12 protein-coding genes and 1 tRNA gene are annotated in these 12,514 nt (G+C 39.2%); all 13 read right to left on the bottom strand.

Translation table 11 applies throughout. The features are described 5' to 3' along the window. Positions 1-2 precede the first annotated feature (2 nt). Positions 3-968, bottom strand: coding sequence for a GTP 3',8-cyclase MoaA (gene moaA, locus HIPMA_RS02305; protein ID WP_013681459.1), 966 nt, complete (start codon positions 966-968; stop codon positions 3-5). Next, positions 956-1,555, bottom strand: coding sequence for a thiamine phosphate synthase (gene thiE, locus HIPMA_RS02300; RefSeq protein WP_013681458.1), 600 nt, complete (start codon positions 1,553-1,555; stop codon positions 956-958). The genes moaA and thiE overlap by 13 nt, the downstream gene beginning before the upstream one ends. Beyond that, positions 1,525-2,052, bottom strand: coding sequence for a D-glycero-alpha-D-manno-heptose-1,7-bisphosphate 7-phosphatase (locus tag HIPMA_RS02295; RefSeq protein ID WP_013681457.1), 528 nt, complete (start codon positions 2,050-2,052; stop codon positions 1,525-1,527). The genes thiE and HIPMA_RS02295 overlap by 31 nt, the downstream gene beginning before the upstream one ends. Beyond that, positions 2,052-2,870: a lysophospholipid acyltransferase family protein gene (locus HIPMA_RS02290; protein WP_013681456.1), complete on the bottom strand. Its 819-nt coding sequence runs from the start codon at positions 2,868-2,870 to the stop codon at positions 2,052-2,054. Before HIPMA_RS02290 ends, HIPMA_RS02295 begins: the two co-directional genes overlap by 1 nt. Continuing rightward, positions 2,867-3,907, bottom strand: coding sequence for a glycosyltransferase (locus HIPMA_RS02285; protein ID WP_013681455.1), 1,041 nt, complete (start codon positions 3,905-3,907; stop codon positions 2,867-2,869). The genes HIPMA_RS02290 and HIPMA_RS02285 overlap by 4 nt, the downstream gene beginning before the upstream one ends. Then, positions 3,894-4,400, bottom strand: coding sequence for a molybdopterin-guanine dinucleotide biosynthesis protein B (gene mobB / locus HIPMA_RS02280; RefSeq protein ID WP_013681454.1), 507 nt, complete (start codon positions 4,398-4,400; stop codon positions 3,894-3,896). The genes HIPMA_RS02285 and mobB overlap by 14 nt, the downstream gene beginning before the upstream one ends. Beyond that, positions 4,397-5,794 carry a beta-Ala-His dipeptidase gene (gene pepD, locus HIPMA_RS02275; RefSeq protein ID WP_013681453.1) on the bottom strand — a complete coding sequence of 466 codons (1,398 nt, stop codon included), beginning with the start codon at positions 5,792-5,794 and terminating at the stop codon, positions 4,397-4,399. Before pepD ends, mobB begins: the two co-directional genes overlap by 4 nt. After that, complete coding sequence (locus HIPMA_RS09050; RefSeq protein WP_013681452.1) at positions 5,791-7,896, bottom strand: HD domain-containing phosphohydrolase; 2,106 nt, start codon at positions 7,894-7,896, stop codon at positions 5,791-5,793. The genes pepD and HIPMA_RS09050 overlap by 4 nt, the downstream gene beginning before the upstream one ends. After that, positions 7,896-9,263: an aminopeptidase gene (locus tag HIPMA_RS02265; protein WP_013681451.1), complete on the bottom strand. Its 1,368-nt coding sequence runs from the start codon at positions 9,261-9,263 to the stop codon at positions 7,896-7,898. The genes HIPMA_RS09050 and HIPMA_RS02265 overlap by 1 nt, the downstream gene beginning before the upstream one ends. Continuing rightward, entirely contained in the window at positions 9,256-10,992 is a 1,737-nt protein-coding gene (locus HIPMA_RS02260; protein ID WP_013681450.1) for a proline--tRNA ligase, read from the bottom strand. The genes HIPMA_RS02265 and HIPMA_RS02260 overlap by 8 nt, the downstream gene beginning before the upstream one ends. A 1-nt stretch (position 10,993) precedes the next feature. Beyond that, the gene (locus tag HIPMA_RS02255) at positions 10,994-11,437 is read right to left on the bottom strand and encodes a phosphate-starvation-inducible PsiE family protein (protein ID WP_013681449.1); all 444 of its coding nucleotides are present in this window, start codon (positions 11,435-11,437) and stop codon (positions 10,994-10,996) included. Between the two features lie 55 nt (positions 11,438-11,492). Next, positions 11,493-11,568: transfer RNA gene (locus HIPMA_RS02250), tRNA-Gly, on the bottom strand. A gap of 71 nt (positions 11,569-11,639) precedes the next feature. Next, positions 11,640-12,509 carry an NrfD/PsrC family molybdoenzyme membrane anchor subunit gene (gene nrfD / locus HIPMA_RS09045; protein WP_013681448.1) on the bottom strand — a complete coding sequence of 290 codons (870 nt, stop codon included), beginning with the start codon at positions 12,507-12,509 and terminating at the stop codon, positions 11,640-11,642. Between the last annotated feature and the right edge of the window lie 5 nt (positions 12,510-12,514).

The raw sequence follows: 12,514 nt of genomic DNA, 5'->3' as shown, positions 1-12,514 counted from the left end.
CTTTAACCTCCAACGGCTGACATACTTGAATGAATACTCTCATTTAACAAGGCATGCTCTTTGGGTTTAATCCTAATGGCTTCCCTTATGAGGCTCTTAATCTCATTCTTATTGCGACTTCTTGCTGCCGATTTTATGGATATCCTATCTGGATGTCCTAAACATGGAAGAATAACTCCATCGCTTGTTAGTCTAATTCTATTACATACACTACAGAAAGCCTTAGAAAGTGGTGTTATAAAACCAACAAAGCCATCACCGACACTATAGTAGACAGATGGTCCATTACTCTTTTTATCAGCCGGTTTTAGGGTATATCTGGCTTCTATTATACGCCTTATATTATTCACCCCTATAAAATAACGCTGCCAATCCTTAACAACATCGGTTGGCATAAACTCTATAAACCTTATATCAACGCCCCTGTTCAAGGCAAATTCCATCAAATCTAACACCTCATCATCATTTACCCCTCTCATGACAACGGTGTTTATCTTTGTATTCTCAAAGCCAACCTCCTCCAAAACATCAAAACCTTCAAGCACATCCTCTATATTGCCAAGCCGTGTAATCAGTTTGAACCTGTCAGGTTTTAGCGTATCAAGACTGATGGTTATCCTATCAAGGCCAGCAGCCTTTAGGCCTTTTGCGTATTTCTTTAAAAGACTGCCGTTTGTTGTAAGGGATATCTCGTCTATACCATCTATGTTTTTAAGCATATCAACAAGTCTGTCTATGCCTTTTCTAACAAGAGGTTCACCGCCTGTAAGCTTTATTTTGTTTATACCAAGCTCGGCTGAGGCCTTCACAAAAAGAGATATTTCCTCATAGGTTAGAATCTCACTCATTGGCTTCCAGCCTATGCCATCCTTAGGCATACAATAGATACACCTAAAATTACACCTATCCGTAACCGATATGCGCAGATAATTTATGCGCCTGCCAAACCTATCTATCAGCTGTTCCATATTTCCAACATCCTTTCAAAATGAGCTTTATCGTTAGCCAAAACATCCCTTACACTAACAAAACCCCACGCCGGTATGTGTTTTATGGTTTCTATGTTATCCAATGCTATGCCCCCTATCAAAAATGCAGGATAGGGGCTTTGCCTTACCATCTCCTCAGCCAATTCAACACCCAATGTGGGATGGGGCTTATCCTTTGTTGTGGTTGCAAACACAGGGCCAACACCTATGTAATCGCAGCATGAGGCATTCCTAACATCATCAATACTATGTGTGGAAAGTCCGATAATAAAGCCTTTAGGTGCGAGCTTTCTGATTCTGCATGGCGGAAAATCCTTATCCCCAACATGAACACCATCTGCTCCAACAAGAAGTGCCAAATCTACCCTGTCATCTATTATAAAAACAGCACCGGCATTCAGCGTGAGTCTTCTGATCGTCTCAGCCTCTTCCAACATCTGTCTATCGGTTTTGTTTTTACATCGGTATTGTATAATTTTAGCGCCAAAATCTATGAGCTTCTTGGCCGAGTCAATACAACCAAAACGCTCATCAATTATTCCATAGAACCCTTTTGGCAAATCCATTTTGCAGCCTCATAAATATTTTCAAAAATTAAGTTAGCTTTTGTTGAGTCTTTATATTTTTTACCATAGCCAGTTAAAATCAGCACAGGCTCAATGCCTGCATTTATACCTAACTCAACATCACTTTCTTTATCTCCTATTACAAACGAACCCTCTTTTGAGAGATTAAAATCCCTTATGGCAGCATCGACCATACCGGTTTTGGGTTTTCTGCATGAACAATTATCCTCAGGCAGATGCGGGCAGAAATAAAACCCATCAATCAAACCATCAACCATCCTATTTATGATATCGTTGGCTTCTTTAACAAAATCTGAGGAAAAATACCCCCTCCCAACACCAGACTGATTGGAAACAACAATAATTTTAAACCCGTTTTCTTTGAATATCTCAAGCGCCTCTTTCGCTTTGTCTATAAGCCTTATATCCTTAAGCCTGCTTAAGTAATTAACATCCTCTATGATCGTTCCATCCCTATCCAGAAACACAGCCTTCATTACTTCCACCTGTTATGCATCCAGAAATACTTATGTGGTTGGCTTTTGATCCATGCCTCAAACCGCTCATAAACCCTATCCATAACCTCCTGAATAGCCTCTCTTTTGGGTTTATCCCTATCGCATAGGATAGCCTTCTCGATCACTATTGTAAAGCTATTATTCTCTTCTTTTAAATAAGCAGGTAAAACAGGCACACCGAGCTTGCAAGCAAATACCCCTACGCTCTCACTAACCTTGGCTTTTCTGCCAAAAAAATTCACCTTAAAAGAACCATCACCACCTGCCTGGTCTATCAGAATACCTAAAACCTCACCCTTTTTTAACATCCTGATGAACTCAAAAGCACTCATACGTGAGGATAACACCTTATTTTCGCAGGATGACCGAATAGATTCTACAAGCTCATCGACGCTTTTGTTATCAATTGGTCTTACCATGATATTTATAGGTTCCTTAAGCACAGCAAAAGCGCAGACAAGCATCTCCCAGTTGCCAAAATGGGCAGTAGTAAATATAACCCCTCTCCCTAAAGACTTTGCCTTTAAATAATTTTCATAGCCCTCTATATTGAAGTGTTTTTCTATGAAAGCCCTGTTCTGAAGGTATTTCACATTAAAGGCAACCATATCGGCGAAATACAGATAGCTTCTCAAGGCCAGTTTTTTGTAATCACCCCCTATGGCATACCGTATGTTGTTTTGCGTAATCCTCCTGCGCTTTGACAGGATAAGGTAAACAAGCAAAACGACTGTCCTAAACAGAGCTTTCAGACAGCAAAGAGGCCAAAGCCTTAAAAAACCATAAACAAACCTCATTCTAAAAGCTCCTTATACACAGTCTCAAGCCTTTCTATCTTTTTCTCCTTTAGAAGGTTATCCAAAGCAAACCTATAAGCCCTATCAATCATAGGTTTTCTGTCGATATTCATAACCCTTTTTAGAGCATCCCTCAAAGAGGATGGGTTGGGCTGGGCTAAAACACCCCTGTTTTGAGATAAAAGCTCAACAACGCCGCCAACAGCACTCCCCACAACGGGAATACCCAGAAGAAAAGCCTCTATAACAACATTTGGAAAGCTCTCCTTAAAAGACGGCACAACCAAAGCATCAAACCCATTCATAATCTCAACAGCATCAGGCCTAAAACCCAATATCTTAACCCTATCCGATATATCCAAAGCCTCGGCCTTAGTTTTTAGTTTTTCTGTATCCTTACCGATCAAAACAAGCATGGAGCTGTTATCACCAAGACTAAAAAAAGCTTCAAGCAATAGATCATGCCCTTTAAAATGGGAATAATTGCCAACAACACCAAAGACAAAACCCTTAAATTCAAACCTTTCTCTAATTTCTTCTCTGTCGATTCTTCTAATCCTATCCGCATTTGCAGCAGAATAGACAACCCTTACCTTGCTGGGGTTCACAAAATGCTTGACCAGAACATCTTTTACGGCATTTGAATTCGCAATAAATAGGTCTATGCGTGGGTTTAGGTATTTAAACAGGTTTCTTGTGGGAAATAGAACGCTCCTTTGAACAACAAGTTTCTCCTTTTTCCTAAACATCAACGCCCACAAGCCTATTTCATGACCTTTAGAATGATGCGTATGCACAATGTCGATACGGTTGTTCTTTAAAAAACCTCTAATAACCCCAGCAGAATACAGAACCCTGTCTTCATCAATAAATACAAAGCCTATTCCTTCATTCTTTAATCTTTTATGTATAGGGGAATTGTAAACACAGGCAAGGTAAACCTCATGCCCCCTATCTCTCAAGCCCAGGCAGTTTATAATCGTCTGATTAACGCCACCGGAAAAGTTAGTGGCCGATTCTATGTTAAGTATTCTCATTGTGTTTTAAGAAGGTCTTTATAAAAGAAACCAAGCCATCAATACCGTCTATATCAAAGCACTTAACAGGCAAATTGAGTTTTTCATCCGATGCAACGGCGACTATATTTTCAACTCCCTGATTGATGAGCAAATTATCTCCCTTTTCTTTTCTGTGAACCTCAATCTTGACTATATCACCAAGCTTATACCCCTCAACAAACACAATATCGCAATCGTCAAAAAGCTCCTTTATCTGGTCTAAATCCTTTTCCTCATCCCTATCCTCTATCAAGGCAAACTTCTGCGCCGAGGATAAAACCACCCGCTTTGCCCCCGCATGTTTCATTCTGTATGAGTCCTTACCCGGATAGTCGATCTCAAATTCGTGGGCATCATGCTTTATGGCACCAACAACATACCCGTCTTGAGAAAAACGCTTTATCAACTTCTCTATTAGGGTTGTCTTACCCATACCGGAATGGCCAACAAACCCAATAAAAAACGGTCTCATCTCTTCAAAAGCTCACAAATAAATTTATAAACCCTTTCGGTGGATGAGATGCTCAACCTCTCATCCGGTGTATGGGCATTCTCTATATTCGGCCCCAAAGAAATCATATCTATTCCCTTCTTTTTTGAACCTATTATGCCACACTCCAAACCTGCATGTATAACCTCAACCATGGGCTTTTGCTTATACATTTCACTCCACAGACCAATAGCCTTTTTTAATAGTCTTGAATCCCTGTTGGGGGTCCATGATGAGTACCTGCTGTGTCTATCAAATGAACAGCTAAACTCTCCTGCTATCTTCTCTATAATGCCCATAATCTCATCAAGTCCTTCCTCTGTTAGGCTCCTTTGGTTTGTAGCTATGCTCAGCTTATTTTCATCCATATCAACTATTGCGAGGTTATCGGATATCATAGGGATTCTATCATCATACATCCTATAGACTCCGTGTGGCAGCTTGTCTATAAGCTCTATAATTGTCGAAAAATCAGCTTTGGAAATAGGTTTCTTATCAAAATTTGCTTCAATTATGTCTATTTTTATATCCTCTTGATAGTATTGACTCTTAAATTTCTGACTCATAAAGGATATCCCACCCTTTAGACCATCTAGATCCTTAACATAAACCCAGGCCTCAGCGCTGCTTGGTATGGCATTTCTCATCCTGCCACCGTGAAGATAGGCAAGCTCAACAAAATCAAAAACATCCTTTAAAATCTCATTTATAACCTTTATTGCATTTGCCCTATTCTTGTTTATTTCCATTCCGGAATGACCGCCAAGCAAGCCTGAGACCACTATTTTAAACGGTTCACCTCTTCTCTCATTCCTTCTGTATATATCCATCGACAGCTCGCTATCCTCACCACCTGCACACCCTATAACAAACACGCCCTCGGTTTCCGAATCTATATTAACAAGCTCGTCGGCTTTAATCATTTTACTATCTATTTTTGAGGCCCCAATCAAACCAATCTCCTCATCCGCTGTAAATATCAACTGAAGAGGAGGATGCTCAAGGCTTTTGTCCATAGCTATAGCCATAGCCAGAGCCAGAGCTATTCCATTATCGGCTCCCAACGTAGTACCATCTGCTTTTAGCCAATCGCCATTCCTATAAACCTTTATTGGGTCTTCGTCAAAATCGTGATTCGAATCCTCCCTTTTTACACACACCATATCCATATGTCCCTGAAGGGCTACAACAGGCTTTTTCTCGAATCCAGCAGAAGCAGGTACATCTATAAACACATTCAAAGCATCATCTTGCCTGCATTCAAAACCATTTTCTTTAGCCCATCTGCACAGATAGGAAGATATGGCAAAGCAGTTCTTAGAACACCGCGGAATATTAGATATCTCTTCAAAAATTTCAATAACCCTATCTATCATAAGAGCATCTCCTCAAATTCCTTCTTCTTTTGCTTACATTCATACATCATCTGTTCGACAGTTTTTCCTGGTATGTATTCAGAGAACGAAACATAGTAGTTTATTACTCTCCTCCAGCTACTCATAAAGAATTCTTCTTTGGACAGCTGCTCTGTAACATAAGCTTTAACATGCTTTTTTATATCTACAGCAAAAACAGCCGGCTCTATATCACTTTCATAAACAAAATAAAAAGCATCAGGTTCAACTCTGGCTAATAATTTAACCTCTTTTAATGATTTTAACGCTTCAGCCGTATGTATTATAATCTTATCGCCTATATCCATTGAATAACTGTAGTTTAGGTAGCTTAAATTTTTTATATCAAAATAAAAAACCCAGAATTTCCTATGTTCATCAATATACTTTGATGCTTTCTCTATAAATTGTTTTCTCCTTAAAAGACCTGTCATATAATCAGTTGTGAATATACGCTTTCTTATTTCCTCTATCTCTTCAGGCACAAACTCCCTACTTTCTTGATAATCCTCTATCTGATAGTAACTTTCCCTCAAAACTTCAAGCACCTTTGCGACTATACTCTGGTCAAGCCCCTTCCCCATTTCAATCAATACATCTAAAGCTCTATCCACAGAAAGCTTTTTTCTGTAAGGTCTTGTTGAGGTTATGGCATCAAATACATCTGCTATAGCCAAAATCCTTGCACCCTCTGGTATCTCATCGCACATCAAACCTTTTGGGTAGCCGCTACCATCGCACCTTTCATGGTGATACCTGACGAACTCAGCTATATCCTCAAACTTTTTTATGTTTTTTATTATCTGATAAGAAAACTCAGCGTGATTTTTTATTATTCTATACTCGTTAGGTGTCAGTTTACCCGGCTTTAGAAGTATGTTATCTGGAATCCCAATTTTACCTATATCGTGAAGGATCCCTGCCAAATATATTAAATCCTGGTCCTTTTGAGAATATCCAAGAGCTTTTGCTATGGCTTTTGCGTATAAAGCTACTCTCTTTGAATGACCTTTGGTATATACGTCCCTAGCTTCCATCATTAAAATAAACGATTCAAGAAAACTCTCCTCAGTATCTATGAGTTTGTTGTTGAGCGTGGATAGGTTTTTTGCGGCAACAAGCATAAATGCAAGATGAGCTGCGGAATTCTGTAGGGCAAGCTTAAAATCGTGGTCTATATTTATAGGCTCACTGAAACCAAACCCCATAGCCACAATTACCCTATCGTTGTATTTTACAGGGACAAAAAGTGCCGATTTTATCTGAAAATTTCTCATTAAATTTGAATGTGTAATGCCATAATCCTCAAGCTGGCTTGCCTCTATAACATCACCTATGGATTTTTCCCACATTTTATATAAAATCCAGTCCTTAACCTCATCGTTATCGGTATAAAATATATTTTTTGAATTATTGTTTGTTTTATTAACAACAGCATAGATATTTTCCTCAGGAAAGACAAACCCCACAGCTGTAGCCTTTGTAATATTCAATATGTTTTTTAGATAGGATGAAATCCATCTTTCAAGCTCTATTTTATCAAAATAATCTGGAAGCTTCTGGTTATAAAAAAACTCAAACTCTTTAAGCATCAAGGATAGTATAGTATCGGTCGATTTGGCTTTGGCATGATAATAGAGAGCAAAAGACATAACCCTGGCTATGGCCTTTAAAAGCTCAAGTTGTCTTGCGGAGAACTTCTTAGACTCATCAAATCTAACGAGTTGTAATGCGCCAAAAACCCTATCAGAAAAAATAACCGGAACACTGGCTATGCATTTAACACCTTTATCAGACCAAAAGCCATCTGAATATTTACTATTTTCATAATCCATTACAACTATACTATCTTTAGTCTTTATTGTCTCTGATGCTACAGACATCTTTGGAATTTTACAGTTGTTGTATTCCTCTTCAGATGAATAACATTCCATAACATTCTCATCTATAATTTCGGCAAAGAAAGCAGAGCTTACATTGAAAAACTCGGCTATATTTTTTAATATAGGACTCCACCCATCACGGCGGTTGGCGCAGTTATGTAGTCCCTCTATTATTTTTAGAAATTGTTCTTGCTTGCTCATTAATCACTTTCAAAGAAAGCCTTGTAGGCTTTATATGTCTCAAACAAATCACTTTTTGATGCTATCTCATATGGAGAGTGCATAGATATCAAAGCTGGACCACAATCAACAACATCCATATTCCAAGCGGCCAAGTATTTTGCTATCGTTCCTCCTCCACCCTCATCAACCTTACCAAGCTCTCCAATCTGCCAGTTAACCCCAGCATTGTTAAATATTCTCCTTATCTTGCCAACAAATTCAGCGTGAGCATCGTTTGCCATATATTTACCACCATGTCCGGTGAATTTAGTCAAAACAACGCCGTGGTTTATATAACTTGCATTGTCCTTCTCGTGAACTTCTTTATACATTGGATTAACAGCACCGTTAACATCAGCACTCAGAACCTCAGACTTTTTCAAAAACTCACCTATATGCTCAAAATTGGGTTCAATCCCTTGTTTCTTTAGTATCTCAACAACTACATCCAATAAGAACCTTGATTTTGCACCTGTATTACCATCTGAACCTATCTCCTCTTTGTCTATCATAAGGGCAACAATTGTCTTTGAATTAACCTGAGACTTAAAAAAGGCCTCTTTAGAGCAAAAAGCGCATATCCTATCGTCATGTCCGTATGCGGCTAAAAGCCCCTTATCAAAACCTACATCTTTGGGCTTAAATGAGGGCACTACTGATAGTTCAGCAGATATAAAATCCTCCTCAACTATACCATATTTTTCATTTAAAATCTTAAGTACGCTGAGCTTAACCGTATCCTTTTCATCATCGTCTAAGGGTATACTACCAACAATTAGGTTCATTTTTTCGGCATCAAATGCATCTTTTACCTTCTTATCGTTCATAATCTTATGGGATAGATGCGGTAAAAGGTCAGGTATAATAAAAACTGGATCGTTATCATCTTCACCCACAGTAATCTCTAAAATCTCACCATCCGATTTAACAACAACACCGTGGATAGCAAGAGGTATATTAAACCATTGATATTTCTTTATGCCACCGTAGTAGTGGGTATGGAACATAGCAATACCAACATCCTCAAACAAAGGATTCTGTTTTAGATCTATTCTTGGTGTATCTATGTGGCTTGCCACCAGTTTCATACCGAATTTATCTCCAAGTCTAACAAGGGCTACATTCTTACCCCTGTTTACCATAAAGAAATCACTTTTCTTTGACCTTTTTTTAAATTCATCTCCAACGAATCTAACTGTTTCCCTTTCTGTTTTGCAACAGCCTATAAACTCTTTATATTTTTCAGAAAACTCAAAAACCTCATTCTTATATGACTCGCCTTTCCAGCCACTGCCGTTTTTATATTCAAGTTTATTTTTTAACTTCTCTATCTGCTTCTTATCCATCTCTTCCCTCCTCAATCTCACTATAAAGCATATCTCTAAGCTCTTTTACCTTCTCCAATACTTCATCTTTCTCAACAGATTGTTTCTGCCTATCTCTACGCAAGGAAACCTCAACCTCTCCCTTCTCGAAAGCCTTTTTACCCACTATGACCCTTATGGGTATCCCAATCAAATCCATATCATTCAATTTAATACCGGCACGCTCGTCCCTATCATCGTATAAAACATCAAAACCCTCTTTCTTCATTTGCTCATACAATATATCACAGAACTCAACCAATTCTTTATTCCTCGTATCGAGCGAGACAATCTCTATCTCAAACGGCGCAATGGAAATAGGCCAGATTATACCGTATTCGTCGTGGTTCTGTTCAATCGCAGCCTGAGCTGTTCTTCCAATGCCTATACCATAGCAACCCATGTAATAGGGAACGCTTCTGCCATTTTCATCTAAAAAGGTGGCATTCATAGCCTTTGAGTATTTCTGGCCAAGCTTGAATATATGCCCAACCTCTATACCTCTAATCTTTTTCAGGGTTCCTTTTTTACATCTCGGACATAGTTCACCTTCTTTTACAACCCTCAAATCGGCCGTATCGCATTCAAAATCCCTGCCGAACTTTGCACCCATTAGGTGGTAATTAGGCTCATTAGCACCAACAACAAGGTTATTTCTATGCTTTATCCTTTCATCGCAGAGCACCTTAACATCCTTATTGGGAAAGTTAACAGGCCCTATGTAGCCCTTTTCAAGGCCGAGTTTTTTAAGCTCATCATCACTAACCATCTCAAGTTCAACGCTGCCCGTTGCTCTCATAGCCTTAATTAAGTTCAATTCATCATCACCTTCAACAAAGAAACAGAACACCTCGTCCTTTTCATTCTTATAGACCAAAGCTTTGGCTGAAAACTTAGGGTCTGAGCCTAAGAACTCACAAACATCCTTAATAGTCTGCTTACCCGGCGTTGCAACCTCTTTCAATTCTATCTCCTGGGCTGGCTCATCTTCTACAATACTTGTAGCCCTCTCTACATTAGAGGCATACTCACAGCTATCACAAATTACTATTTCATCCTCACCAGTTTGGCTTAAAACCATAAATTCTTCAGAGTCCTTGCCACCTATAGAACCGGTATCAGCCTCAACGCTTCTGAAAGCCAATCCGCACCGCCTAAAAATATTGTGATAAGCAATATTCATCTTCTCATAGCTTACATCCATCCCTGCCTCATCCTTATCAAAGCTGTATGCGTCTTTCATAATGAATTCTCTGCCGCGCATCAAACCAAATCTTGGGCGCAGCTCATCCCTGAATTTGGTCTGTATCTGATACAGATTAAGAGGCATCTGCTTATAGCTTTTCACAAAACGCCTGACAATGTCGGTAACAACCTCCTCATGTGTCGGACCAAAAACAAAATCCCTATCCCCTCTATCCTTTATACGCAGAAGCTCCTTGCCGTAATCATTCCATCTGCCAGATTCCTTCCACAACTCAGCCGGCTGAATAGCAGCCATAAGTATCTCTTGAGCACCGGCCTTATTCATCTCTTCCCTTACAATATCCGAAACCTTCCTAATTACTCTAAGACCAAGAGGAAGATAGTTGTATATACCACTTGCAAGCTTAAGTATAAAACCACCTCTTAAAAGTAAATTATGACTAACAATTGCAGCTTCCTTTTGATCCTCTTTTAGCGTGTATATAAACGATTCCGAGTAACGCATCTTACTTCTCCTGTCTGGTTTTTTTTAGCCTTACCGGTTTATTTAAATCGGGTGTATAGATTATTGTCAACGTTCTCAATACTATAATAGATAGTACAACAACAGAGTATGCCATGGCCATCTTAAAGTCCAATTTATGATAGAATGTTGCTATCATAACCTCTCTCAATACAAAGACTATGGCCGCATCGGCTATATAGGATAATTTTATTCTATCAAAGTCAAAATAAGATAGTGTACCCCTGAAAAATTCTATTAAAACAAATAGATTTAGCACCTCTTCTACAGCTTTAGACATAGTTTTATTGGATGGCGGAAAGGCCAAAACCACATCCTTCAAATCAAAGATAAGCTTTATTAAGTAAAAAAGAATAATAATAAGTATTAGAATGGAGAGGGCATACAAAACAAGATCCATAGCCTTCTTAACCAAGTCTACTTTCATAGTGGTAAGAATATATGAAAAAATAATTTAGGTCAAGAAATAAGAAAGGTTAAAATGGAGCGGATGACGGGACTCGAACCCGCGACATCAAGCTTGGGAAGCTTGCGCTCTACCACCTGAGCTACATCCGCTCAAAGCATCATAAATTTTAATCAAATAAAAAGAAAAGTCCAGCCCCTTGTGGAGCCGGACATGTTATTTGTTAGCCTGCAAGACCGTGTGGATACTGGAATACTCCAGCCCAAACAATCAGATACCTCAACAGGAACCCTCCGATCAATACCAAAACAGATGCAAATGCAGCCAAGCCCTTGGAGTGCTGTTTTGTTGAAGCATAAGCCTCAAGTATAAGAGGGGTAATAAGACCTATAACAAGGAATCCAATTGTAAACATAGGGTTAGCAAGCAACAACTGAGCGCTCTTCATAACCGCTGCATTTCCCAATCTTGCAAAATCGAAGTATGCAAATATTACCAGCAATTCAAGAGATATCAGGAATATATCAAAACCCTCTATAAAGTGGAAGAAATGTTCAGCCTCGTGAGACTTCATTGCAGCAAGAACAAGCATCAACAAAGCACAACCTGTTGAGAATGCACTAACGGTAAACAGAACAGGCAAAGCAGGTGTGTGCCAGAATGGGATTCCAACATTGGCATTGAGCAGCAAACCTGTGTATGTTGTAACGCCAAATCCACAGAACATAGCAAGATAACCCATCCATTTCTTGAATGTTTCCCAACCGTAAAATGCAGCCAAAGCATACAAAACGCCAAAGATATAAGCACCGTTAATTATAACCATACCGCGTGCGATCCAGGAATGCCCAATACCTTTAACCCAGAAGGCCAACAGGAATCTAAACGGATCAATCAGATCCAACACCAGCCAGATAAGACCAAAACTCAGAATAGCAAGACCCAAAAGAGCGGTTCCTATTCCAAACCATTTACCCATCTTGAATCTCATCTCACCCAATATACCCAAAGCCATAGTGGCCCCGCCAAGACCACCGAAGAACAGGTAGATAGCGATAAACCATCCCCATGTATGCTGTTGTACTAAATCCATTTTCC

Source organism: Hippea maritima DSM 10411 (assembly GCF_000194135.1).
Classification (GTDB): Bacteria; Campylobacterota_A; Desulfurellia; order Desulfurellales; family Hippeaceae; genus Hippea; species Hippea maritima.
The sequence above is the reverse complement of the archived record's forward strand: the minus strand, read 5'-3'. Positions and strand labels throughout refer to the sequence as shown.